The sequence below is a fragment of the Mesorhizobium sp. WSM3860 genome (assembly GCF_002294995.1).
Classification (GTDB): domain Bacteria; phylum Pseudomonadota; class Alphaproteobacteria; order Rhizobiales; family Rhizobiaceae; genus Mesorhizobium.
In genome coordinates this window covers 62,657-87,476 of record NZ_NSGF01000017.1, presented here as the reverse complement: position 1 = coordinate 87,476, position 24,820 = coordinate 62,657, and the positions used below count along the sequence as shown (strand labels likewise).

The 24,820-nt window shown below is 63.5% G+C and carries 23 protein-coding genes and 2 pseudogenes; 10 read left to right on the top strand and 15 right to left on the bottom strand.

Annotated elements, in window-relative coordinates; translation table 11 throughout:
* Nucleotide 1: 1 nt before the first annotated feature.
* The 9 genes and pseudogenes from CK220_RS23630 to CK220_RS23590 form a co-directional block, all read right to left on the bottom strand.
* The gene (locus CK220_RS23630; RefSeq protein ID WP_095813839.1) at nt 2-610 is read right to left on the bottom strand and encodes a hypothetical protein; all 609 of its coding nucleotides are present in this window, start codon (nt 608-610) and stop codon (nt 2-4) included.
* 246 nt (nt 611-856) lie between these two features.
* Nucleotides 857-1,507 (bottom strand): OmpA family protein, encoded by a 651-nt coding sequence (locus tag CK220_RS23625; RefSeq protein ID WP_095813838.1) that lies wholly within the window; start codon nt 1,505-1,507, stop codon nt 857-859.
* A gap of 102 nt (nt 1,508-1,609) precedes the next feature.
* Nucleotides 1,610-1,978, bottom strand: a complete 369-nt coding sequence (locus tag CK220_RS23620) for a GFA family protein (protein WP_095813837.1) — start codon at nt 1,976-1,978, stop codon at nt 1,610-1,612.
* Nucleotides 1,979-2,152: 174 nt separating this feature from the next.
* A complete protein-coding gene (locus CK220_RS23615) occupies nt 2,153-2,530 on the bottom strand; it encodes a hypothetical protein (RefSeq protein ID WP_095813876.1) in 378 nt (125 codons plus the stop codon).
* Nucleotides 2,531-2,827: 297 nt separating this feature from the next.
* A pseudogene (locus CK220_RS23610) lies at nt 2,828-3,251 on the bottom strand (GFA family protein).
* 48 nt (nt 3,252-3,299) lie between these two features.
* Nucleotides 3,300-4,431, bottom strand: a protein-coding gene (gene prfB, locus CK220_RS23605) for a peptide chain release factor 2 (RefSeq protein ID WP_141245205.1) whose coding sequence is annotated in 2 segments (ribosomal slippage) — nt 3,300-4,364 and nt 4,366-4,431 — 1,131 coding nt in all. Because the reading frame shifts where the segments join, the coding sequence is not laid out codon by codon here.
* A gap of 127 nt (nt 4,432-4,558) precedes the next feature.
* Entirely contained in the window at nt 4,559-7,015 is a 2,457-nt protein-coding gene (locus tag CK220_RS23600; RefSeq protein ID WP_095813835.1) for a penicillin-binding protein 1A, read from the bottom strand.
* 230 nt (nt 7,016-7,245) lie between these two features.
* The gene (locus CK220_RS23595; RefSeq protein ID WP_095813834.1) at nt 7,246-8,502 is read right to left on the bottom strand and encodes an N-acetylmuramoyl-L-alanine amidase; all 1,257 of its coding nucleotides are present in this window, start codon (nt 8,500-8,502) and stop codon (nt 7,246-7,248) included.
* A gap of 292 nt (nt 8,503-8,794) precedes the next feature.
* A complete protein-coding gene (locus tag CK220_RS23590; protein ID WP_095813833.1) occupies nt 8,795-9,049 on the bottom strand; it encodes a hypothetical protein in 255 nt (84 codons plus the stop codon).
* A 92-nt stretch (nt 9,050-9,141) separates the two neighbouring features.
* Here CK220_RS23590 and CK220_RS23585 point away from each other — a divergent pair, with 92 nt between their 5' ends.
* Nucleotides 9,142-12,105 (top strand): Rne/Rng family ribonuclease, encoded by a 2,964-nt coding sequence (locus CK220_RS23585; protein WP_095813832.1) that lies wholly within the window; start codon nt 9,142-9,144, stop codon nt 12,103-12,105.
* Nucleotides 12,106-12,204: 99 nt separating this feature from the next.
* On the opposite strand, the pseudogene CK220_RS23580 reads toward CK220_RS23585, so the two are convergent.
* Nucleotides 12,205-13,133, bottom strand: a pseudogene (locus CK220_RS23580) (glutaminase).
* A gap of 5 nt (nt 13,134-13,138) precedes the next feature.
* Nucleotides 13,139-14,287 (bottom strand): aminotransferase class I/II-fold pyridoxal phosphate-dependent enzyme, encoded by a 1,149-nt coding sequence (locus tag CK220_RS23575; protein WP_095813831.1) that lies wholly within the window; start codon nt 14,285-14,287, stop codon nt 13,139-13,141.
* 188 nt (nt 14,288-14,475) lie between these two features.
* Between CK220_RS23575 and CK220_RS23570 the strand changes: the two genes are divergently transcribed.
* From CK220_RS23570 to aat, 6 genes are all read left to right on the top strand, one after another.
* Nucleotides 14,476-15,888: a M48 family metalloprotease gene (locus tag CK220_RS23570; protein WP_095813830.1), complete on the top strand. Its 1,413-nt coding sequence runs from the start codon at nt 14,476-14,478 to the stop codon at nt 15,886-15,888.
* 55 nt (nt 15,889-15,943) lie between these two features.
* A complete protein-coding gene (locus tag CK220_RS23565; RefSeq protein WP_095813875.1) occupies nt 15,944-16,747 on the top strand; it encodes a DsbA family protein in 804 nt (267 codons plus the stop codon).
* A gap of 202 nt (nt 16,748-16,949) precedes the next feature.
* Complete coding sequence (aroQ, locus tag CK220_RS23560; RefSeq protein ID WP_066989889.1) at nt 16,950-17,384, top strand: type II 3-dehydroquinate dehydratase; 435 nt, start codon at nt 16,950-16,952, stop codon at nt 17,382-17,384.
* 26 nt (nt 17,385-17,410) lie between these two features.
* Complete coding sequence (accB, locus tag CK220_RS23555; protein ID WP_095813829.1) at nt 17,411-17,878, top strand: acetyl-CoA carboxylase biotin carboxyl carrier protein; 468 nt, start codon at nt 17,411-17,413, stop codon at nt 17,876-17,878.
* 19 nt (nt 17,879-17,897) lie between these two features.
* Complete coding sequence (gene accC, locus CK220_RS23550; protein WP_095813828.1) at nt 17,898-19,241, top strand: acetyl-CoA carboxylase biotin carboxylase subunit; 1,344 nt, start codon at nt 17,898-17,900, stop codon at nt 19,239-19,241.
* 23 nt (nt 19,242-19,264) lie between these two features.
* Nucleotides 19,265-19,882: a leucyl/phenylalanyl-tRNA--protein transferase gene (gene aat, locus CK220_RS23545; protein ID WP_095813827.1), complete on the top strand. Its 618-nt coding sequence runs from the start codon at nt 19,265-19,267 to the stop codon at nt 19,880-19,882.
* Nucleotides 19,883-19,891: 9 nt separating this feature from the next.
* Here the strand turns inward: aat and CK220_RS23540 are convergent, their stop codons facing one another.
* The 3 genes from CK220_RS23540 to CK220_RS23530 all read right to left on the bottom strand — a co-directional run bounded on the left by CK220_RS23540 (nt 19,892) and on the right by CK220_RS23530 (nt 21,440).
* Complete coding sequence (locus CK220_RS23540; RefSeq protein WP_095813826.1) at nt 19,892-20,275, bottom strand: hypothetical protein; 384 nt, start codon at nt 20,273-20,275, stop codon at nt 19,892-19,894.
* Nucleotides 20,276-20,344: 69 nt separating this feature from the next.
* Nucleotides 20,345-20,926, bottom strand: coding sequence for a DUF2155 domain-containing protein (locus CK220_RS23535; protein ID WP_095813825.1), 582 nt, complete (start codon nt 20,924-20,926; stop codon nt 20,345-20,347).
* A 115-nt stretch (nt 20,927-21,041) separates the two neighbouring features.
* Complete coding sequence (locus tag CK220_RS23530; protein WP_095813824.1) at nt 21,042-21,440, bottom strand: NADH:ubiquinone oxidoreductase subunit NDUFA12; 399 nt, start codon at nt 21,438-21,440, stop codon at nt 21,042-21,044.
* A gap of 224 nt (nt 21,441-21,664) precedes the next feature.
* On the opposite strand from CK220_RS23530, the gene panB reads away from it, so the two are divergent.
* Together panB and panC are read left to right on the top strand one after the other, a co-directional pair.
* A complete protein-coding gene (gene panB / locus CK220_RS23525) occupies nt 21,665-22,504 on the top strand; it encodes a 3-methyl-2-oxobutanoate hydroxymethyltransferase (protein WP_095813823.1) in 840 nt (279 codons plus the stop codon).
* On the top strand, nt 22,501-23,352 hold the full coding sequence (gene panC / locus CK220_RS23520) for a pantoate--beta-alanine ligase (protein ID WP_095813822.1): 852 nt from the start codon (nt 22,501-22,503) through the stop codon (nt 23,350-23,352). Before panB ends, panC begins: the two co-directional genes overlap by 4 nt.
* Before the next feature lie 23 nt (nt 23,353-23,375).
* Here the strand turns inward: panC and CK220_RS23515 are convergent, their stop codons facing one another.
* Nucleotides 23,376-23,837: a MarR family transcriptional regulator gene (locus tag CK220_RS23515; RefSeq protein ID WP_095813821.1), complete on the bottom strand. Its 462-nt coding sequence runs from the start codon at nt 23,835-23,837 to the stop codon at nt 23,376-23,378.
* 189 nt (nt 23,838-24,026) lie between these two features.
* Between CK220_RS23515 and CK220_RS23510 the strand changes: the two genes are divergently transcribed.
* Nucleotides 24,027-24,809, top strand: coding sequence for an alpha/beta fold hydrolase (locus tag CK220_RS23510; RefSeq protein WP_095813820.1), 783 nt, complete (start codon nt 24,027-24,029; stop codon nt 24,807-24,809).
* Nucleotides 24,810-24,820 lie beyond the last annotated feature (11 nt).

The following is a 24,820-nucleotide window of genomic DNA, read 5'->3' as shown; positions in this document are numbered from 1 at the left end:
CTTACATCGGCCCGGGCATCATCTTGGTCGGCTTCTCCAACATCGGAAACTCGGCGTTGCTGCATTTTACCTTCGGGTTTGTCGGGCTGAACATGCCGTTCGGATTCTCCCTGAACAGCCAGGCGTGAAGATCGTAATGGACGAACTCCTTCGGGATGAGCGGATAATGCCCCTCCATCGGCCCCATGAATTTCTGGCCAAATAGGCTCGGTGGTTCCTTGACGTCCGGCGTTAAGGGCACCAGCCATTCTACGCCGACCAGTTTCAAGCCTTTCTTGGTCGGTTCGTAAATGAGCACGTTGGGCTTCATCGGGTCGAGCTTCTGGCCGACGCTGGGGACGTTGACGAAATGGATGCCCATGGCTCCCTTCGGATATTCCATCGTGCCCGGAACCTTTTCGCCCGAGTAGTAGACGCAGCCAACGGTCGACAGATAGAGGTCGCGAATGGCGGCCGTGTAGTCCTCATATTTGGCCAGCGATTTTTTCAGAGCTTCGATGTCGGCCTTGTTGGCGTCTTCGGCCCGAGCCGTGGCGGCTCCAACCCATGCGCCCAAGAGGCCAGTCAAAACGAGGACGCCGCAGCGCCCAAGGCGAGTCGTTCTTGTCATGCATTCCTCCCAGATTCTTGAACTGGCCGTGCAAGACCGAGGCGGAAAAATGCTGATTGCGCGGCCGGTTGTACCGCCTCGTCCCCTCTGGAACAGCGTCGATGCTAGTCCTTTCCAAGGCGATGGAAAGGCATCAATTAGAACTAGCTAACACCGTAACGCCTTGACCCGTCTCGAGATCAAACAAAACGGCCCTCGCGGGGCCGTTTTGCATAGTGGAGTAGTTCCCGCTGGCAGCAGCTTCTATCAGGTCAGCGGCGACAACTGGATCTCGACGCGACGGTTCTGGGCACGGCCGGCGGTCGTCGCGTTGGAAGCAATCGGACGTGTCTTGCCGAAGCCGGTCACGGCGAAGCGGCGGGAATCGACGCCCTGGCCCGACAGGTAGTTGGCGACGGCGAGCGCACGGCGCTGCGACAGGTCGAAATTGTGCTCGTCGCCGCCGGTCGAGTCGGTGTGGCCGAAGACGTCGACGGTCGTCTGCCGGAACTTGTTCAGCACCAGCGCCACCGAGTTCAGCACCGGATAGAAGCCCGGCTTCACCGCGTCCTGGTCGACGTTGAACGTGATGTCGGACGGCATGTTGAGAATGATCTGGTCGCCGCTGCGGGTGACGCTTACGCCGGTGCCCTGCAGCTGACGGCGAAGCTCGGCCTCGTTCTGGTCCATCGTCGCGCCGATCGCGCCGCCGGCAAGCGCACCGATGCCCGCACCGATCAGCGCGTTGCGGCGGTCGTTGCCGCCGGCCAGCAGACCAAGGCTGGCACCCGCCAATGCCCCAAGGCCGGCACCGGCCGCGGTGTTGGAGATCTTCTGGTCGCCGGTATACGGATCGGTGGTGGTGCAGGCGCTCACGAGCACAGCCGTCGCCACGACGACGAGCACGGTCTTCTTCATAAGATTGTCCCTCTCCAAATCGCGGCCGTTGCAGCCGCGCCAAATCAGCCCTTCCGCACGCGTTGTACCATGAATTGCGGCAAAAAGCGGAACGGCAAAAGGCTACCAGAGGTTCTTGCCGTCGATCACCACCACTTCGACCTTGTCCAGGTCGAAGTCGTCGAACAGACGGGAGTTGACGCTGATCCTCGGGTTGTCGAAGTCGGGCTGGCCCGTCGACCAATCCGGCGTTTCGGTGAAGGTGCCGCAGCCGCAGGTGGAGCAGAAGCCATGCTTTATCGTTTTCGAGCCCCAGCGGTAGAAGGACACGTTCTCAGGCGGGCTGGTGAGCTTGAATTGCGACGGGACGTAATAGGCCCAGAGCGACCCGCGCTTGGAGCAGAATGAGCACGTGCATTGCGTCACCGTCTGCGGCGCCTCGGAGACTTCGAAAGTCGTGGCCTTGCAGTGGCAGCTTCCCTTGATGATCATGGATCTCTCCGTTGTCCGCCGCCCGCCCAACAGAGTTCCGCGCGGAAGACGCTGCGGACCTTCTGTGGCAGCAAGGCAACATAAACAAGTGGTCCTGACAACCCGTGTGTCAGCGGGCGCGGCAGCGCCCGGTCGAGAGCTCGCATGCTTCGGCACTGCCCGGCCGCGGCGATCCTAGTAAGAGGGCGGCGGCACGAACAGGCAGATGGTCTTGCCGGCGTCCAATCCGGCCTGGTGCGCGCACCAGTGATATTCGCCATCAGGCGAATCCTTGACTCGCTTGTCGCTGTAGGCGACCACCTCGCCCGTGCCTTTTATCACATAGCCTTCCGGCCGCTCGCCGATCGATGTCTGCGGCACCTCCTTGCAATCGTAGTTGGCGCAGCAGGCAAAGGGATAGCTCCAGGCTTGCGGAAGCACCGCCGTGGGTTTGGCGTCGTGCGCGAAGGCAGTAGCTGTCAGCATCACGGTCCCGAAGGTGGCGAACAGGGAAAACAAGATTCGGCCGGCCGGGCGAACGGCTCGTGCCGGTCTTGACTTGGCAGCAGACATCGAAGCGTTCCTTTCGAGCATCAAGCGTTTTTCGCTTGCCCGTTCCCGGAACGTGTCTTCCCAGTGGCCGGATCGTCAGTCGCAGATATGCCGCGTCCGGCCATACATGCTTCTATACCCAGCCCGAATGCTGGGCTGATTCCTTGGCCGGCGCAAGAACTGGGCGCACCCTTCGGATCGCACCGGGGTTCAGCAGCGGCCGCAGAAAAGGGTGCGCCGACTTGGTTAACAATAGCTACAACAAGCCCGCAACCAGGGTGCCTAAGAACGAAATTCCGCCGACAGAAGTTCCGGCCGTCATCCAGTGACATGTTCACGATATTGCGGCAAGTCGTCCGCAATCGTGAACCATGGCGCCTTGGAACCGACGAAGATATGTGCATTTGGACGAATGCCCGGATCGTCCGTCAGCGTCCCCATGGCAACATGGACGTAGGCACCCTCCCGCACCAAGGAGTAGAGCAGGGAGCCGCACTGCCCGCAATGCGCGTCGTGGCCGCCGGCATCGCCATAGATCAGTAGCCTGTCGTCGCCCGCGGTGACACCGGAACTTGTCGCGCTCGATGCCGGCAAAGGGCTTGAAAGCCGACCCTGTGGTGCGGCGGCAGTTCGAGCAATGGCAATTCGCCGCGTAAGCGAATTCATCGGTTACGTCGTAGCGGACGGTGCCGCAGAAGCATTGCCCGGCAAGCGTACGAGCACCTCCCTTCGGATTTGCCAACGTCTCTCACCCTGCGAGCCGCCACCCGGCGGAAGGTTTTCGGAATATCTAGTCGAGGTCCGCCACTGCCTCACCTGCGCCGCCCTCGATGCGATGCGACAGCGAGGCCTCCATGAATTCGTCGAGATCGCCGTCGAGCACGCTTGACGGGCTGGTGTTTTCGACGCCGGTGCGCAGATCCTTCACCAACTGATAGGGCTGGAGGACGTAAGAACGGATCTGGTGGCCCCAGCCGATGTCGCTCTTCGAGGCTTCGGTGGCGTTCGCCACGGCCTCGCGCTTCTTCAGCTCTTCCTCGTAGAGCCGCGAGCGCAGCATCTCCCAGGCCTTGGCCCGGTTCTTGTGCTGCGAGCGTTCGGCTTGGCAAGCAACAGCGATGCCGGTCGCGAGATGGGTGATACGCACCGCCGAGTCGGTGGTATTGACGTGCTGGCCGCCCGAGCCGGACGAACGGTAGGTGTCGATGCGCACGTCTGATTCCGAAACGTTGATCTCGATCGTGTCGTCGATGACGGGATAGACCCAGACGCTGGCAAAGGAGGTGTGGCGACGCGCATTGCTGTCGTAGGGCGAGATGCGCACCAGGCGGTGAACGCCGGATTCCGTCTTCAGCCAGCCATAGGCGTTATGCCCCTTGATGAGCACGGTGGCCGACTTGATGCCGGCCTCTTCGCCTTCATGGACTTCCAGCACCTCGACCTTGAAGCGGCGTCGCTCGGCCCAGCGCGTGTACATGCGCAAGAGCATCGAGGCCCAGTCCTGGCTCTCGGTGCCGCCGGCGCCGGCATGGATTTCAAGATAGGTGTCGTTGGTGTCGGCCTCGCCCGACAGCAGGGTCTCCACCTGGCGGGCCTTGGCCTCGCCCTGCATCGAACGCAGCGCCGCTTCGGCTTCGGCCACGACGCCCTCGTCGCCCTCTTCCTCGCCAAGCTCGATCAGGCCGATATTGTCCTCGAGCGCCTGGGTCAGGCCTTTGACCGCCGCGATCCCCTCGTCGAGGCTCTGGCGCTCCCGCATCAGCTTTTGCGCTTCCGCGGGGTCGTTCCAGAGACTGGAATCCTCCGCGCGCGAGTTCAGATATTCAAGCCGCTTGATGGCCTGATCCCAGTCAAAGATGCCTCCTCAGCAGGGTTATCGCCTGCCTGATCTCGTCGACAATGTTCTGCGTTTCCGCGCGCATGGCTCTTCGTTCTGTCCTGTTCTTGTCGTTCTTTTCGGAATCGGCGCGATACATAGGCACGGCGCCGTCGCCTGTAAAGCGAAATGGGCCGGCGTTAAGCTGCCGGCCCATTTCGAACCCGGGGAGGTCAGTAAAGGCCGCCGCCGCCGTCCTGGATGGCCTGATTGGCCTGCGGCGACAGCGCGCCGCCGGCACCATTGGAGCCGTCTGCGCCCATGCCGATGACCCAATAGCTGTCGGCCGGGCCGGTCCCGGGCTTGAACGCCTCGATGATGGTGTTGGGGTCGCCTTCGGCCGCGCGCATACCGGTCTTGCGGTTGATGGCGATCAGCTTCATGCCTTCCGGAACCTGGAAGTCGACATTGGGCGTGCCGTCGAGCGCGACGCGCATGAAGTCCTTGAAGATCGGCGCGGCGAGGCCGCCGCCCGTGGCGCCCTTGCCCAGGCCGCGCGGCGTATCGTAACCCATATAGAGGCCGACGACGAGGTTCGGCGTGAAGCCGATGAACCAGGCGTCCTTCTCATCGTTGGTCGTTCCGGTCTTGCCGGCGATATGGCGACCGAGCTCGGCGATGGTGGCGCCGGTGCCGCGCTGCACCACGCCCTCCATCATGGAGGTGATCTGATAGGCGGTCATCGGATCGAGCACCTGCTCGGAATTGTCGACCAGTTCCGGCTCGGGCTGGTTCTTCCATTCGGCGGCGTTGCAGCCCTCGCAGCCGCGTTCGTCCTGCTTGAACACGGTCTTGCCGTAGCGATCCTGGATGCGGTCGATCAGCGACGGTTTGATCGACTTGCCGCCATTGGCCATGATCGAATAGGCCGACACCATGCGCATGACCGTCGTCTCGCCGGAGCCCAGAGCCATCGGCAGATACGGCGCGAGATGATCGTAGACGCCGAAACGCTCGGCATATTCGACGACCAGCTTCATGCCCATGTCGTTGGCCAGCCGCACCGTCATCAGGTTGCGCGACTTCTCGATGCCCGAACGCAAGGTGGCCGGGCCGGCGACCGTGCCGTCATAGTTCTTCGGCGTCCAGGTCGTGTTGCCGCTCTGGATGGTGATCGGGCCGTCCATGATCACGGAAGCCGGCGTGTAGCCGTTGTCGAGCGCCGCCGAATAAACGATCGGCTTGAACGAGGAGCCCGGCTGGCGCATCGCCTGGGTCGCGCGGTTGAACTCCGACTGCGCGTAGGAGAACCCGCCGACCATGGCCAGCACACGCCCGGTATGCGGGTCCATGGCAACCAGACCGCCTTCGACCTCGGGCACCTGGCGCAGGCTATAGGCGTTGTCGGAGCCCTCGTTCTTCTGCACGAAGATGACGTCGCCGGGTTCAAGCACTTCCGCAGGAGATTTCGCCCTGACGGACTTGCCGTTGACGAAATGGCGCATGGCGAAGCCCATGTCGTCCTTGCTGACTGTTCCCTCGACGCGGTCCTTGACGAGATCGCCGGAGACCTGGCGCGCCGGCTGAATGCCGATCGTCAGCCCGTCGGCAGAACTGTCGAGCACGACGGCGAGCGTCCACTCCGGCACGTCCTCCAGCCCCTTGACCGCGCCGAGCGGCACGCCCCAGTCGCCGGAAATGTCGATGTGGGTCACCGGTCCGCGATAGCCGCGCAGCGTGTCGTATTTCAGCAGTCCGTTCTGCATCGCCTTGCGGGCGATGAGCTGGATTTTCGGATCGAGCGTGGTGCGCACCGACAGGCCGCCCTCATAGAGCGCATTCTCGCCGTAGCGGGCGATGATCTGGCGGCGCACCTCCTCGGTGAAATACTCGCCCGCGAACAGGTAGGAGCCGTTGCGGCGCGGCTTCACGCCGAGCGGCTCGGCCTTGGCCTTGTCGCCCTCCTCGCGCGTGACGTAGCCGTTCTCGACCATCTGGTCGATGACCCAGTTGCGGCGCTCGATCGCCCGGTCGGCATGCTTGAAGGGATGATAGTTGTTAGGGCCCTTGGGCAGCGAAGCGAGGTAAGCGGCTTCAGCGACGGTGAGTTCGTTGACCGACTTGTCGAAATAGGTCAGCGCGGCGCCGGCAACGCCATAGGCGCCGAAGCCGAAGAAGATCTCGTTGAGATAGAGCTCGAGGATGCGATCCTTCGAATAGGCCTGCTCGATGCGGAAGGCCAAGATCATCTCCTTGATCTTGCGCTCATAGGTCTGGTCGGAGGTCAGCAGGAAGTTCTTTGCAACCTGCTGCGTGATCGTCGAGGCGCCGACCTGACGTCTGCCGGATCCGAAATTCTGCAGATTGACGATGATGGCGCGGCCAAGGCCGGTGATGTCGATGCCGGGGTGGTTGTAGAAGTTCTTGTCCTCGGCCGACATGAAGGCGGCCTTGACGCGGTCCGGGATCGCCTGGATCGGCAGGTAAAGGCGCCGCTCGCGGGCATATTCGGCCATCAGCGAGCCATCCGAAGCATGGATGCGCGTCGTCACCGGCGGCTCATACTTGGCCAGAACCTCGTAGTCGGGCAGATCCTTCGTCAGGTGGCTGATGTAGATGGCAAGGCCCGCAGCGACCAGCAGCGCCAGCGTCGTGCCGATGCCGAAGAAATAGCCGATGAGACGAATCATGCCCGCTCCAGTCCGAGGTTCGGGATTTCCTAAACGAAGCCGTCAGTCGCGCAAGCTTCAGGGGCGGTCCCAATCCGCAATGGAAACCCATTGTCGCGACCATGTGGACAAAATACGGCAGCACGAAGTTTCAGGAACTCCGTCCGCCAAATAATAACGCCACGTGTTGTCGTCGCGCAACGCTGCTTGCGGTTGTAGGACGGCTCAAGGTTGTGGGCGGGTGGGTCCAATCAGCCCCCAGCCCTGGCTCCCGCTTTCGCCGCGGCAAATAGGGCAACGGCATTGGTTATGCTCTGGGCTGCCTTGCCGCGCCAGTCGGCGTTGAGCAACTGCGCCTCGTCCTTGCTGTTGGAGAGATAGCCAAGCTCGACCAGAACCGAGGGCACGTCCGGCGCCTTCAGCACCTTGAAGCCCGCCGAGCGCTGCGGATTGTTGATCAGACCGACGCTGGTCGACAGCTGGCCGACCAGCGTGTGGGCAAAGCTCATCGAAAAGCCGTGCGTCTCGCGCCGGATCAGGTCGATCAGGATATCGGTGACCTCCTTGTTGTCGTCCTCGATTTTTAGGCCGGCGAACTGGTCGGAGAGGTTTTCGCGATCGGCGAGCGCCTGAGCCTCGGGATCGGAAGCCTTGTCCGAGAGCGTGTAGACGGTGGCGCCGCGGAGACCTTTGACGGCGATCGTATCGGCATGGATGGAGATCAAAAGATCGGCTTCGTGCTGGCGGGCGATGCGCACGCGCTCGTCGAGCGGCAGGTACACGTCACTGTCCCGCGTCATATAGACATCATAGCTGCCGACCGCGGCCAGCTTGTCACGCAATTCGGTGGCAAAGGCGAGCGTGACGTTCTTCTCGACCGTGCCGCCGGCGCTCTCCGCGCCGCCGTCGACGCCGCCATGGCCCGGATCGATAACCACTGTGAAGCGGTGCCCAGGCGCCGAAATCGGCCCTGTGCCGACACGGCCGCCCTTGTCGGTAGAAACGGTCGAGCCGGTCGTCAGCGACTGGTTGGCCAAAGCCTCGTCGAATTCCCTTTCCGATGCGGCCGACATGTCGATGGCGACGCGATAGCCGCTGCCATCGTCATTCTTCAGCACCTCGAGCTTGTCGATGGCAAACGGTCCCTTGCCGGTCAGGATCAGCCGCGAGCCTTTGCCCTGATCGCCGTAGCGAACGGCGCGCACCAGCCCGCGCGGCTTCACCTCCTTGGCGTTGAGGGCGAATCGCGTGCGCGGCAGGTCGACGACAAGGCGGCTGGGACCGCGCAGCAGGAACCACTTCACGTCCGGTTCTCGGTCGAAGGTCACGACGATGCGCATCCTGGTGGCGTCGCCGGCCATCTTGTAGCCGGTGGCGCCAAGCAACCCGTCGGCCCGCGAGGCGGCGGTCACGCCGAGCAGGATCACCAGCAGGAAAACAGTCCTTGCCATGAGCCGCAGATGCCCGGCGGCGCCACGCTCCTTGTCTGCGGTGCCTGCCAATCCCATCTCTATATCCAGTCGCTCCCCGTTAGGCGCCTCGCGCCGGCCTGTTTGGCAGAACGGCCCGTCTGGCGGCCAACCCAATTAACGATTGGTATCCAGAGAAGGTTAACCAAGCCTTTTCATGCAGCAGGTGGAGCGCGACCTTCCCCTACGGAAGCGCTTTTTGCCGGCATCCGAAATCGGGGTTGCCTTCCAACCCGCCAAATCATAAAAGCGACATTGGATCACTGCAATCCTGGAACCGCCCGCCCTGCAGCTTCCCGCCAGGGTAAGATGTGCAAGGCGCTTCCAGGTTTCAGGTGATCGCGACGATTTTCGCAGGCGTGCTCCCGTGGCGGGGGAATCGCTTGCGCGATGAAAACGGCCGGGATGTCCCGCGCCGGCTCTGTGCGAGCAAACAAGCTGGTCCGGCCAAGTCCGGGCTTTGGTTCAAAAGGTTCTGCTGGGTGCCGATGGCTTCAAGCGCAATCATGGAAAGGTCCGCATCGAACCGCGCCATTGTGGCTGCGGGCGGCACCGCCATCGCGCTCAAGCTCCGGCCGGCGGACATTCAATTATCCGGCAGTCACACAAATCCAGGCACACAGCGGCGGGGTCTGCCTCGCCAGCTGCGGCTGATGGCTGCCGGGAGGAAACGAAATAATGCCCAACAAGATGCTGATAGACGCCTCCCACCCGGAGGAAACACGCGTTGTCGTCGTTCGCGGTAACCGCATCGAAGAATTCGACTTTGAATCCCAGGACAAGAAGCAGCTCAAAGGAAACATCTATCTCGCCCGCGTAACCCGCGTCGAACCTTCCCTTCAGGCAGCCTTTGTCGAATATGGCGGCAACCGTCACGGTTTTCTCGCCTTCAGTGAAATTCACCCCGACTATTACCAGATCCCGGTTGCCGACCGTCAGGCCCTGCTGCGCGCCGAAGCGCAGGAGGCGGATGACGAAGAGGACGAGGAGGCCGAGGCCGGCGAGGAACAGCAGGCGCGCGATCGCGGCGGCCGCCGCAACCGCCGGCGCGGCGGCAAGAACCGCGACCGGGTCGAGCAGAAGCGCGGCGCCGATGCTGCCGGTGCCGACGAAGGCGGCGAAAGCGCCGATGAGGTCGCAGCTTCCAGCGCTTCCGCCGATGAGCCCGGCGATGCGGCCGATACCTCGACCGAAGCCACCGAAGGCTCCGAGACCGCCGAGACCGCCGAGACCGTAGCCGAGACGGCTGGCGAAGAGGAGAGCAAGGCCCCCGAAGCCGGCAGCGACACCCAAGAAGCCGACGCGACCGACAGCGAGAATCGCCAGCCTTCCGAGGGCGGCCCCACTTCGATCGCCGCGAGCATCGATGCGGATGTCATTTCGGAAGTGGTGCCGGCCGAATCCACCACCGAGGTCGCCCCGGCCGACGAAGCCGCTTCCAGCGACAATGATCGCGGCATGCTCGAAGAGGTCTCGTCCGCGCATTCGGACGAACACGAAATCGAATCGGTCGGCGCCGAGGATGCGCTTGAAGAGGTTCGCAACCGCCGCAAGCCGGTGCGCCGCCAGTACAAGATCCAGGAAGTCATCAAGCGCCGCCAGATCCTGCTGGTCCAGGTCGTCAAGGAAGAGCGCGGCAACAAGGGCGCGGCGCTGACCACCTATCTGTCGCTCGCCGGGCGCTATTCGGTCTTGATGCCGAACACCGCGCGCGGCGGCGGCATCTCGCGCAAGATTACCAATGCCCAGGACCGCAAGCGGCTGAAGGAGGTCGTCGCCGATCTCGAGGTGCCGCAGGGCATGGGAGTCATCCTGCGCACCGCCGGCGAAAGCCGCACGAAGGCCGAGATCAAGCGCGACTACGAGTATCTGATGCGGCTTTGGGAGAACGTTCGCAATCTCACGCTGCAGTCCACGGCCCCTGCCCTGGTCTATGAGGAAGGCAGCCTGATCAAGCGCTCGGTTCGCGACCTCTACAACAAGGATATCGACGAGATCCTGGTCTCCGGCGAGGACGGCTACCGCGAGGCCAAGGACTTCATGCGGATGCTGATGCCGAGCCATGCCAAGGTGGTGCAGCCCTACCGCGACACCACGCCGATCTTCGTGCGCAACGGCATCGAGGCGCAGCTCGACCGGATGCTGCAGCCGCAAGTGACGCTGAAGAGCGGCGGCTACATCATCATCAACCAGACCGAGGCGCTGGTCTCGATCGACGTCAACTCCGGCCGCTCCACCAAGGAGCATTCGATCGAGGATACCGCGCTCCACACCAATCTGGAGGCCGCCGAGGAAGTCGCGCGGCAGCTCAGGCTGCGCGACCTTGCCGGCCTGATCGTCATCGACTTCATCGACATGGAGGAGAACCGCAACAACCGCGCGGTCGAGAAGCGGCTGAAGGATCACCTCAAGAACGATCGCGCCCGCATCCAGGTCGGCCGCATCTCGCATTTCGGCCTGATGGAGATGTCGCGCCAGCGCATCCGCGCCAGCGTGTTGGAATCGACGATGAAGCCCTGCCCGCATTGCGGCGGCACGGGCCATCTGAGATCGGACTCTTCGGTGGCGCTGATGGTGGTGCGGGCGATCGAGGAGTTCCTGCTCAAGGATTCGCGCAGCCACATCACAGTGCGCACGCCGGCGGCGACCGCGCTTTATGTGCTCAACCACAAGCGCGCCAATCTGGTCGAGCTCGAGGCCCGCTTCGGCCTGACCATCACGCTCGAAGCCGACGAGACGCTGGGCGCGCAGCACTACGCGATCTTCCGCGGCGCGGTGGCGGAGAAGCCGGAAGGCTTTGTCGAGGTGCGCAGCCTGCCGACCTATGTCGAGCCGGAAGAGCCAGAGGACGAGATCGTCGTCGAGGAGGAAGAAGAAGTATCGGTCCAGGCCGAACAGCCGCGCCATCCGCAGCAGGGACAGCATCCGCAGAGGTCGGAGGACGGCGAAGGCGGCCGCAAGCGCCGCAAACGCCGTCGGCGGCGCGGCGGCAAGGATCGCGACCGCGAGCATCAAGTCCATGGCGATGCCGTTTTGGCCCCAGCGCCCGCCGATGCCGCCACGATTGCGGACGAAGCGACAGCCGAGGTAACGGCTGAAGCGTCGGCCGAGGCGGAAGCAGCCGAAGAGGGGCACGGCAAGAAGCGCCGCCGCGGCAAGCGCGGCGGCAAGCGCAATCGCCGCGAGGAAGACGAAATCGCTGCCGATGCCGGCGCCGGTGATGATCTCGACGGCGAAGAGGCGGAGGTCGAAGCACCCGAAGGCGCGCCGCCGGTCGCTGCAGCCGAAGAGCAGGCCGCGCCCTCGCCCGCCAATGACGATGTTGCGGAAACGGAGAAGCCGAAAAAGCCGCGCCGTGCGTCGCGATCGAAGAAGGCTGCCGTGGAAACCGTCTCCGAACAAGCGCCCGAGCCGGCGGCGGAACTTCCCGCCGAACCTGTGGCCGCCGAACCGGAGCTGGCGGCGGCCGCTTCTGCTCCGACCGAGTCTGAAGCACCCGTCAATGCCCATCCCACGCGTCGCAAACCGCAGTCGATCGACGCGCCGGTTGTCCCCGTCGTTTCGTCCAACGTCAGCGAGGAAGCCAAGACCGAAGAAAAGCCGAAGCGTGCCGGGTGGTGGCAGAGGAAAGGCTTTTTCTAAGCTCTTTCAGCCCATTAGGCTTAGTTGCTAACAGAAGATCCCGTGCCGCCCGGCGCGGGATTTTCGTTTCGAACGTTCCAATCCTGCGCCCCAGCCCCTCTAAGGCGCAAAGATCGACCAGTTCATCATCCTCGCGAGCTTCTCAAGCGCTCGGAGCCGAGCTTGGAGTTGCCGTTCTCGTTGAGGCCGGGCGACCAGACCGCGAGCGAGGCGACGCCCGGCACGATGCCAAGAATGCCGCCGCCGACGCCGCTCTTACCCGGAATGCCGACACGGAAGGCGAAATCGCCGGAGCCGTCATAGTGGCCGCAGGTCAGCATCAGCGCGCCGATGCGGCGCGCGCGCTCGGTCGACACGACCGAATGCCCGGTCGCCGGGTTCCTGCCACCATTGGCGAGGAAGCGGCCGGCCATGGCGAGTTGCCGGCAGCTCATGGCGATGGCGCAATGATGGAAGTAGACGCCCAGTGCCAGCTCCGGCTCGTGGTGGAGATTGCCAAAGGATTTCATGTAATTGGCCAGAGCGAAGTTGCGGTAGCCGGTGGCGCGTTCGGAGGCCGCGACCTCGCGGTCGATGATGATCGTGTCGTCGTCGGCAAGGAACTGGACAAAGCGCAGGATCTCGCCGATCGCCTCGCGCGGCTGGTGGCCGGCAAGCAGGATGTCGGAGACCACGATGGCGCCGGCATTGATGAACGGGTTGCGCGGAATGCCGTTCTCATGCTCGAGCTGGACGATCGAGTTGAATGGATTGCCCGACGGCTCGCGGCCGACACGCTGCCACAACGCATCGCCCACCTTGCCCAGCGCCAGCGTCAAGGTGAACACCTTCGAGACGCTCTGGATCGAAAAGGGTTCTTCGGCGTTGCCCGCAAGGATCAAACGACCGTCATTGGTCACGGCGGCAATGCCGAATTTCTTCGGGTCGACCTTGCCGAGCTGCGGGATGTAGGTGGCGACAGCGCCGCGATCGCTGCGCTCGGTCATTTCGGCGGCCACTTCCGCCAGCGCCTGTTCAAGTTCCGGCATGGCGTCTATTTCAGCCAGCTTTCGATGCGCGCCAGCGCCTCGACCATGTCGTCATACCTGCCGGCATAGGAAAAGCGCATGGTGCGATGGCCCTGGAGCGGATCGAAATCGCGGCCGGGCGTGGCCGCCACATGCGCCTCGGCCAGCATCTTGCGCGCGAAGGCCATGCTGTCATTGGTGTGCCGCGTGACATCGCAGAAGGCGTAGAAGGCGCCGTCCATGGGCGCCGCGAGCGCGAAGCCCAGCTCCGGCAAACGCTTCATCAGCAGGTCGCGGTTCCAGGCATAACGCGCCTTCACCGCTTCCAGCTCTTGCGTGGCACTGAAGGCCTCGATTGCCGCGATCTGCGACAGTTCCGGCGGCGAGATGTAGAGGCTTTGGGCGATGCGCTCGACCGGCCGCACCAGTTCCTCCGGCAGCACCATCCAGCCGATGCGCCAGCCGGTCATGCAATAGTATTTCGAGAAGGAGTTGATCACCGTCACGCCGGCGCCGTAGGCAAGTGCGGTGACATCGGGCGCGGCGTAGGCGAGCCGGTGGTAGATTTCGTCCGAGATCACCGCGATGCCCAGCTCCTCCGCGGTCTTCACCAACGCGGAAAGCTCGTCGGCTGGAATGACCGCGCCGGTCGGATTGGCTGGGCTGGCAAACAGCACGCCCTTCAGGGGTTTTTCGTGGTGTGCGCTCTTCAGGTGGTCGGCATGCAGATAGGCGTCCCGGCCAAGCTCGATCTCAATGATTTCGATACCAAGCGCGGCCATGATGTTGCGGTAGGCTGGATAGCCGGGCGCCGCGATGGCGACGCGGTCGCCGGGATCGAACATTGCCAAGAAAGCGAGGTTGAAAGCGGCGGACGAGCCGGTTGTGACGGCGATACGGGCGGGCGCGACATCGATCCCGTAATGCTCGCCATAGTGTGCGGCGATCGCCTTGCGCAGCTCCGCCAGGCCCAGAGCATCGGTATACCCGATGCGGCCGTGCTTCAGCGCGAGAGCGGCGGCTTCGCGGACGCCGGCCGGCGCCGGGTCCGACGGCTGGCCGACCGCCATCGACACCACAGGCATCCCGGTCGCCTTCAGCCGGTTGGCCTCGGCCAGAATATCCATGGCGTGGAACGGCTCGACCTCGCCGCGGCGTGAAAGCGAAACGACCATCTGACCCTTCAGCCTGCCTTTGGTTGGCAAAATCCACAGGCAAACCATCGCTCGCTTGCCCTGGAACTGCCGGAAGTTCGACGGCAGCGCCGCACAAATGCCCGATTGGTGTGGGGATCACAAGCGCGCAGGAAGTTATCGGCGCCGACTTTTCATCCTTCGCCCGCTCGTCTACCAGTGGACCTGTCATGTTGAGCCGACCCCGAACGATGGTCGATAGATCGACCGCAATAGGGCGAACCGCGCGCGGGTTCGCGACACTCCTGCTTGCCGCCGCCGTCGCGGCCTCCGCTTCGGTGAACGCCTTCGCGCAAGGCGTGCCAGTGGTGCGCGACGCCGAGATCGAGGCGCTGGTGCGCGACTATGCCCGGCCGATCTTCAAGGCGGCGGGCCTCGCCAATGACGGCATCGACATCGTTCTCGTCAACGACCAGAGCTTCAATGCCTTCGTGACGGGCCGCCGCCTGTTCATCAACACCGGCGCGCTGGTGACGGCCGAGACGCCGAACGAGATCATCGGCGTCATCGCGCACGAGGCCGGCCATATTGCCGGCGGCCACCAGCAGAAGCTGCGCGATCAGCTCGATCGTGCCAAGACCATGGCCATCATCGCGACGCTGCTCGGGGCGGGCGCGATTGTGGCCGGCGCCACGACCAACAGCCGCGGCCTTGCCGGCGCCGGGATGGGCGTCGCCGCCGGCGGCGGCGAGATGGCGCAGCGCAGCATCCTTGCCTATCAGCGGGGCGAAGAAATCACCGCCGACCGCTCGGCGATCACTTACCTCAATGCCACCGGCCAGTCCGGCATGGGCATGCTGAAGACCTTCGGGCGCTTCCAGAGCGCGCTTTCGCTGTCGGGCACCCAGCTCGATCCTTACCGGATCAGCCATCCGATGCCCCGGGAGCGCATCGCCAATCTCGAGGTGCTGGTCAAGGCTAGCCCATACGTCAGCCAGGTCGACGCGCCGGCGCTGCAGCAGCGGCATGACATGATGCGCATCAAGATCGCGGCCTATATGCAAGGCCAGGCGGCCGTGGCACGGCTGATGCGCAAGAACCCGACCAGCCTCGCCTCGCGCTATGGCGACGCGCAGCAGACCTATCTCTACGGCAACCCTGGCGCCGCGCTGACGAAAACCGCGGCGCTGATCAAGGAACAGCCGAAGAACCCCTATTTCCAGGAATTGCGCGGCGACATCCTGATGAAGGCCAACAGGCCCAAGGACGCCGCGGATGCCTATGCCAAGGCGGCGAGCCTCGACCCGGCGCGGTCCGGCTTGCTGCTGGTCTCGCTCGGCCAGGCGCTGATGGCGGTCGGCACGCCGGACTCAATCAAGAAAGCGGTGGCGCAGCTCAACAACGGGATCGGACGCGACAAGGAAAATGCCGGAGCCTATCGCTATCTAGCTCAGGCCTATGGCGAATTGGGGCAAATCCCGGCCGCCGACCTTGCGACGGCAGAGGGCCACTTCTATTCGGCCGATTATAAAAACGCGAAGATCTTCGCCATGCGCGCTCAACAGAAATTGAAGCGCGGGGAGCCCGGCTGGCTTCGCGCGCAGGATATCATAAACTACACGCCATCTAACAAACTCAAATGAACGTCCCGGCCGCGCGGCGACTAGGTTGGACCGGGACATGCAGAAGGAACTGATCATGAACAAGGCAATCCTGCTCGGCAGCGCCGGCGTGGCGGTAGCGCTCGGCATGCTGGCATTCGGCTTCGTGGCAGGAAGCCCGCAAGCCGCTAAGGCCGATACGACGCAAGCCATCCAGGTGGCCTCGGCGGACAGCAAGATCGACCGCAAGGAGGTCGAAGGCATTATCCGCGACTATCTGCTGAAGAACCCCGAGGTCCTGCTCGAGGTTCAGGACGCGCTCGAGGCCAAGCAGAAGGAAGAGCAGCGGCTCGCCGCACTCGGCGTCATCAAGGACGCGAAGGACGAAATCTTCAATTCCACCTTCGACGGCGTGGTCGGCAACCCGAAGGGCAAAGTCACCATCGTCGAGTTCTACGACTACAATTGCGGCTTCTGCAAACGCGCCATTGAGGACATGAAGGCACTGACAAAGGCCGATCCGGACCTGCGCTTCGTGCTCAAGGAATTTCCGATCCTCAGCCCGGATTCGCAAAAGGCCAGCGTGGTCTCGATGGCCTTCCATCTGATGATGCCGGAGAAGTACAGCGAGTTCCACACTGCGCTGCTCGGCGGCCAGGGCCGTGCCACCGAATCCACCGCCATGAAGGTCGCTCTTTCGCTCGGCGCCGACGAGGCGAAGCTGCGCGAGAAGATGAAGGATCCGAGCATCAACGAAGCGCTCTCGCGCACCTACGATCTCGCCACCAAGCTGTCGATCACCGGCACGCCGTCCTATGTGGTCGGCAATGAGGTGGTGTTCGGCGCGCTCGGACAGCAGGTTCTGGCGGAGAAGATCGAGCAGGCCAAGAGCGCGCTCTAGGTTTTTGAGCATGATCTTTTCCGAAAGCCGCTGCACACTTTTCGGGATCATGCTCTAAGCGATTGCGAGTCGCGAGAACAGGCGGTTTTCCGCCTGTTGTGGACAGCGAAAGAACGCACTTGCGCTCTTTTCGCGGGCGGCTATGCCCATTATAGAGATCCGGCGCGCCGGCTTGAGGCCGGCGCCGAAGAGGTCGGCATATTTGAAAACGATTTTCGTCCTTAACGGTCCCAATCTCAATGCACTCGGCAAGCGCGAGCCGGGTATCTATGGCGGCAAGACGCTTGCCGCCATCGCCGAGGATTGCAAGGCCGCCGGCACGGCGCTCGGGCTCGAGATCGATTTTCGCCAGTCCAATCACGAAGGTGATCTCGTCGACTGGATCCAGGAAGCCGGTGAAAAGGCCGCAGGCATCGTCATCAATCCCGGCGCCTACAGCCACACCTCGATTGCCATTCACGACGCCATCCGCGCCATCGCGCCGCTGCCCGTCGCTGAAGTCCATCTTTCCAATATCCACGCGCGGGAGCCTTTCCGCCACGTCTCCATGGTCGCGCCGGTCGCTGTCGGCATGATCTGCGGGTTCGGGCCACTCGGCTATACGCTTGCGCTGCAGGCACTGGCGGCGCGCCTGTGACCGGCTCCCAAACAGAAGGCTCGAAAATGTCGATAAAGAAGAACGGTGTTGACCAGCAGCTCATCCGCGACCTGGCGGGCATACTGAACGACACCAACCTGACGGAGATCGAGGTCGAGCTCGGCGACTTGAAGGTGCGCGTGTCGCGTCAATCCCAGGCTGTCCATGCGGTCGCCGCTCCGCTTCCTATGCCGGCCGCTGCGGTTGCCGTGCCGGCTCAGGCGGCCGCGGCTGCGCCCGCGGCGGCAGCCGATTCTGCCAAGAACGCCGTGCCCTCGCCGATGGTCGGCACCGCCTATCTGGCGCCCTCGCCCGACGCCAAGCCGTTTGTCGAGATCGGCCAGAAGGTGAAGGAAGGCCAGACGCTGCTCATCATCGAAGCGATGAAGACGATGAACCAGATTCCCTCGCCGCGCGCCGGCACGGTGATGGCGATCCTGATCGAGGACGCTCAGCCGGTCGAATACGGCATGCCGCTCGTGGTTATCGAGTAGAGCCGGGAACAGCGGGCAGATGTTCCAAAAAATCCTCATCGCCAATCGCGGCGAAATCGCACTCCGAGTGCTGCGCGCCTGCAAGGAGCTCGGCATCCAGACCGTGGTGGTCCATTCGACGGCCGATTCGGACGCCATGCATGTTCGGCTTGCCGACGAAAGCGTCTGCATCGGCCCGCCGCCGTCACGCGAAAGCTATCTCAATATTCACCAGATCGTCGCCGCCTGCGAGATCACCGGCGCCGACGCCGTGCATCCGGGCTACGGCTTCCTGTCGGAAAACGCCAAGTTCGCCGATATCCTCGCCGCCCATAACATCACCTTCATCGGTCCTTCTGGCGACCATATCCGCATCATGGGCGACAAGATCGAAGCCAAGCGCACGGCGAAGCGGCTCGGAATCCCGGTGGTGCCTGGTTCGGACGGCGCGATCAGCGACGAGAAGGAAGCAAAGCGCATTGCCGCCGCGATCGGCTATCCGGTGATCATCAAGGCTTCGGCCGGCGGCGGCGGCCGCGGCATGAAGGTGGCGCGCACCGAGGCCGACCTCGAAGTGGCGCTGCAGACGGCCAAATCGGAAGCCGGCGCTGCCTTCGGTGACGACGCCGTCTACATCGAGAAATATCTGGAAAAGCCGCGCCATATCGAATTGCAGGTGTTCGGTGACGGCGCCGGCCGCGGCGTGCATTTCGGCGAGCGCGACTGCTCGCTGCAGCGCCGCCACCAGAAGGTGTGGGAGGAGGCGAACTCCCCGGCCCTCAATGCCGAGGAACGTGCGCGCATCGGCGGCATTTGCGCCAAGGCGATTGCCGATCTCGGCTATTCCGGCGCCGGCACGATCGAATTCCTCTACGAGAACGGCGAGTTCTATTTCATCGAGATGAACACCCGCCTGCAGGTCGAGCATCCGGTGACCGAAGCGATCACCGGCATCGACCTCGTGCATGAACAGATCCGCGTCGCCTCCGGCGGCGGACTGTCGGTCAAACAGGAAGACATCAAGTTCAACGGCCACGCCATCGAGTGCCGCGTCAACGCCGAGGATCCGCGCACGTTCACGCCGTCGCCCGGTACGATCACGCATTTCCACACGCCGGGCGGCCTCGGCATCCGCGTCGATTCCGGCGTCTATTCCGGCTACCGGATCCCGCCCTATTACGACAGCCTTATCGGCAAGCTGATCGTGCATGGGCGCAACCGCGTCGAATGCATGATGCGGCTGCGCCGGGCGCTCGACGAATTCGTCGTCGACGGCATCAAGACGACGCTGCCGCTGTTCCGCGACCTCGTCGGCAATCCGGATATCGCCAACGGCGATTACGACATCCACTGGCTCGAGAAATATTTGGCCAAGGAGGAATAGGATCTTGCGGTTATAATGGCGCAATGACCCGTCCCTACGCGCCCGGCTACCGCATCCCGACCGACCTGCTGCTGAAAGCCTATGCCTCGGGCGTGTTCCCGATGGCAGAGAGCGCCACCGACCCGGAAGTGTTCTGGGTGCGGCCGGAAACGCGCGGCATCATCCCGCTCGACGGATTCCACACGCCGCGCAGTCTGAAGAAGACGATCCGCAGGCATCCTTTCGACATCCGCTACGATTTCGACTTCGAGGCGACGATCGACGGCTGCGCGGAAAGGCGCGACGAGCGCCGCTCGACCTGGATCAACGCGCCGATCCGCGAGGCCTATGTCGAGCTCTACCGGCTGGGCCACTGCCATTCCGTCGAGGCGTGGCGTGAGGGCCGGCTGGTCGGCGGCCTCTACGGGGTGTCACTCGGGCGCGTCTTCTTCGGCGAAAGCATGTTCGCCCGGGAAACCGACGCCTCGAAGACTTGCCTCTATTATCTCGTCGAGCGGCTGAACGAACGCCGCTTCGCGCTCCTCGACACGCAGTTCACCACCGAGCACCTCAAGCGTTTCGGCGCCGTCGACGTCCCGCGCAGCCGCTACGAAAAGATGCTGGCCGAGGCCTTGAAGGGCGACGCGGCCTTTTATCCCTGAGGTGAGCCGTCAGCCGGTCGCAGTTTCGATTGGCGTTTGGGAATGAAACATCATCTTCCAGCCATCGGCGCGATGGACATAGCCGGTGCTGACGAGAGCGGCATAGGGCTCGCCGTTTTCCCGCGTCGCGCGCGCCTCGTAGGTCAGCATGACGATATCGCTGCCGGGTTCGACCATGCCTTTCAGCCGGATGTCGAGATCGCGCCAGCGCTTGGGCTTGGTGGCGGTCTTGGCCAGATCGGCGTTGGTCATCGCCTGCGCCATCTCCGGAAAGGCGACGAGGCAATCCACATCGGCGTGGGCCGCGAAATATGCGGAATCGCCGGTCCAGAAGCCTTTCTCGATATCGAGAAGCTCTTTCTTGCTGGCAGTGATCGGCCTGACTGTTGCCATGGAAATCTCCCGTCGCCATCACCGTTTATCCAACGGATTGCGAAAAAGAGGGTTCCGAGAGTTCCGAGATCAGTTCGTGTCTGTGGTGTCGGCGCCATCCGGCGCGGGCGCGGCGTCCGACGGCTCGGGCGCTGCCTCGGCAGGCGGCTCCTGCGCAGCCGGCTTCGGCTTGGCGGCATTCGTCTTCGGCTTGCCCGTATCGGCCTTGGCGGCGGTCGGCGGCGGCACGTCCGATTTTTGCTTGCAGCCCTTGAGCCAGACGTCATAGACGGCGTGCTCGACGGCGTTGAGACCGGGGCTCTCGGCGAACATCCAGCCGGTGAAGATGCGGCGGATCTTGCGATCGAGCGTGATCTCGTCGACCTCGACGAAGGAATCGGTCTTCGGCTGTTCCGTCTCGGGCCGCGAGTAGCAGACACGCGGCGTAACCTGCAAGGCGCCGAACTGCACCGTCTCGTCGATATAGACGTCGAAGGTGATGATGCGGCCGGTGATCTTGTCGATGCCAGCGAATTCGGCGACCGGATTGGTGAGGCGGTCGGAAACCGCCGGCACCGCCGGCGTCTGCGCAGCGGCGAACACCGCCGTCGAGGCAGCCAGAACGGACGCTGCCGCGAGCAGTCCCGTCGAGAGTCGGCCGAAAGAGTTCATGCAGGGGTACCGGTGGTTGCGCCCGGGTGATTCCTGATCGCCCAAGGCTAAACAGGGCTGCGCTATCAGCAAGCAGCTAAACGCCAATTGTGGCGATAAAGGACCGAAAACGCGTTTACGAACCGGGCGTCCAGGCGTCGTAGTCGCCGGTGACCTGCGGGCGATGCTGATTGGTCAGAATGGAACCTTGCGGGCGATAGGCGCTCGGCGTTCCTGTGAGGTTCGGCCGGTGCGGCTTCTGCCACTCACGAGCCTTATAGCTCTCGCTTGACGGAGGCGTGTCGACGCGATGATGCATCCAGCCATGCCAGCCCGGAGGGATCTTCGAGGCTTCGGAATAGTCACGATAGATAACCCAGCGGCGGGTGCGACCTTCCGAATCGACGCCGCCCTCGTAATAGACATTGCCGACCTCGTCCTCGCCGACCTTGTTGCCGAAGCGCCAGGTGTGGAAGCGCGTGCCCAGCGTCTGGCTGTTCCACCAGGTGAAAAACTGCAGCAGGAAAGTCTTCATCCAGATCCTCGTGGCGGCAGCGGCCGCGCGGTTTCCTGCTTATGGCGTCAGGTCATCGCGAAGGCAAGGGTTTTGCCCTGGCCGCGATGTAAATGCTTCGTGCGCTAAATCGATACAGACGCTCAAGCCGCGGCAACCCTGCTTGCCAAGCGTTTCCGCACTTTCTAAAGCTCGCACGCTCGGCAAGCGGGCGGCTGGCCCGCGCCGGTTGAGGGAGGTGACGATTGGCACCAGAACGGTCCACCGGCAATCGGATCGGCGCCGAAGACATCCGCCGCCGCAAGGGCGGCGTGCCGGTCGTCTGTCTCACCGCCTATACCTATCCGATAGCCCGCATGCTCGATCCGCATGTCGACCTGCTTCTGGTCGGCGACAGCGTCGCCATGGTGCTGCATGGCCATGCCACGACGCGCGGCGCTTCGCTGGAGATGATGATCGCGCATGGACAAGCGGTGATGCGCGGCTCGGCAAAGGCCTGTGTCGTCGTCGACATGCCGGCAGGCAGCTACGAGGCCTCGGTGGCGCAAGCCGTTGCCTCGGCGAGGCGCATCACCGCCGAGACGGGCTGCCAGGCAGTGAAGCTCGAGGGCGGCGTCGACATGGCCGCGCAGATCGCTGCAATCGTCGCGGAAGGCATCCCGGTCATGGGCCATATCGGCCTGCAGCCGCAGTCGGTGGACAAGGACGGCGGCTACAAGATCAAGGGCCGGAGCAGGGAAAACATCGCCGCCCTTTTTCGCGACGCCGAAGCGGTCGAAAAGGCCGGCGCCTTCTCGGTCGTCATCGAGGGCACGGTCGAGGCGGTGGCTTCGGATCTCACCCGCCATATTGCGATCCCGACCATCGGCATCGGCGCCAGCGGCGACTGCGACGGCCAGATCCTAGTCATAGACGACATGATCGGCATGACCGTCGACCGCGTGCCGAAATTCGTCAAGGAATACGCAAAGCTGCGCGACACCATTGCGGAGGCGGCGGCGCGTTACTCCGCCGAGGTGCGCAGCCGCGCATTTCCAGGACCTGACCACGTCTTTTCAACGACCTCAGGCAAGGACCAGGCATGAGCGGGCCAATCGTCGTCGAGAGCGTTGCGGCCCTTCGCGCGCAGATCCGGGATTGGCGCCGGGATGGCCTCAAGATTGCCATGGTGCCGACCATGGGCGCCCTGCATGACGGCCACATCTCGCTGGTCAGGATCGCGCTCGAAAAGGCCGATCGCTGCGTCGTCTCCATCTTCGTCAATCCGACCCAGTTCGCGCCGGCCGAGGACCTGGACAAATATCCGCGCCAATTGGCCCGCGATCTCGACCAAGTGCGGGAAGCAGGCGCGCATCTGGCCTTCACGCCAGGCGTGGCGGAAATGTACCCGGCTGGCTTCGCCACCAAAATCTCGGTCGGAGGCCCCTCCTCCGGCCTGGAGACGGATTTTCGGCCTGCCTTCTTCGACGGCGTCGCCACTGTCGTGGCCAAGCTTTTCCTGCAGGCGGCGCCCGACTGTGCCGTGTTCGGCGAGAAGGACTACCAGCAGCTTTGCGTTGTCAGGCAGCTGTGCCGCGACCTCGATCTGCCGGTCGAGATCATCGGCGCGCCGACCGTGCGTGATCCCCACGGCCTCGCCATGTCGTCGCGCAACGCCTATCTCGGCGCGGCCGAACTCGAGATCGCGCGCAAAATCAACGTGGTTCTGCGTCAGACCGCGGCCGAGCTCGCGTCGGGCGCGGATGAGGCATGTGCGGTGAGTGAGGCTGCGGAAGCGCTCGTCAGGGCGGGCTTTCGAAAGGTCGACTACGTCGCCGCGCGGGAGGCCGCAACGCTCGCGCCCTGGCGACGGGACCGCGACGGCCGCTTGCTCGCGGCGGCCTGGCTCGGCACCACCAGGCTGATCGACAATGTGGAAATCCCAGCCGCCTGATCTGTGCTGAGCAGCCCGGCGTCTCAGGCAGCGTTCAGTCCGTCGCGCACCCGCATTATCCGCTCGCGGAGTTGCGCCTGGGTCTCGAACGTCTCGCCTGAATGCACGGTCATCGCCAGCGCGGCCTCGCAGCCGGCCTTGCGCATCGCCATACCGGCAGCGGTCGGAACGACATCGAGAACGCGCTCGTCAGCCTTGCTGCGCGCGCGCGTGACCAGGCCGCGGCTCTCCAACTTCTTCACCAGCGGGGTCAGCGTGCTTGAATCGAGATCGAGCCGCTCCCCGAGCGACTTCATCGTTGTACCCCTGGTCTCCCACAGGACAACCATGACCAGATATTGCGGGTAGGTCAGGTCGAGCTCCTCCAGCATCTTGCGATAGAACCGATTCACGGCATTCGCAGCCGAATAGATCGCGAAGCAGGGCATCACGTCGAGGGTTAGCCGCTCCATCAACTCCGGGTTCTCGTCGAGGTCGATCTTCATGGGTTCCCTCCGGCACGGCAGTCCGTCGCGGCGCCAGCCGCTCTAAGACTCGTCCCATTCAGATAGATCGCGAACGATCAAATCGCAAGCTATTCAACTTTTCGTGATCCCGCATAACAGTCGTAGACAATTAAATCGTCTACGATTAAATCGCGCAATCGCAAAACGATCCGGAAAGGATAGAACTCAATGACCCACTCCCGCCTGACCCGAACCGTTGTCCTTATCCACGGCGCCTGGATGACAGCCGCGTCCTGGAGCAATTTCCGCAAGCCATTCGAAGAGGCTGGCTACACCGTCCACGCGCCGTCCTGGCCGTTCCTGGATCGGGGAGCCGCCGAACTGCGCGCGAATCCGCCGGCGGACCTCGGCTCACTGAAAGCCGGCGACATCGCGGACCACATCGCCAAGTTCATCGAAACGCTGCCTGAGAAGCCGATCATCATCGGACATTCCATGGGCGGGCTGGTGACGCAGCTTCTGCTCGACCGAGGCTACGGGGTGGCCGGCGTCCTGCTGGACTCCGGCCCGGTGGCGGGCATCATCGCCGACCCGGTGTCGCTGCTTGCCGCGCTCCCGGTGCTCGCCCGCTGGAATGCCTGGAACCGCACCTACACCCTGTCCAAGGCTCAATTCGACGCCAAATTCGCCAACACCGCTCCGGCCGCGCTCCGAGACGAAGCCTATGAGAAGTACATGGTCCCGACTTCGGGCCGCGTCTTCGCCCAGACGGCGACCGGCCTGGGCATCGGCATCAACATAAGGAAGCGCACGCAACCGGTTCTGGTTACCGCGGCCTCGGAGGACAAGACCGTTGCGCCGGCGATGTCGAGGAAAATCTACAAAAAGCACAAGAAGGCGCCGTCGCGCACCGACTACGTCGAGTTTGCAGGCATGTCGCATTTCCTCATGGCCGAGCCGGGCTACGAAAAAGTGGCTGCCTTCATCATTGAATGGGCGAAGGACCTCTAAGGCAGTAAGAC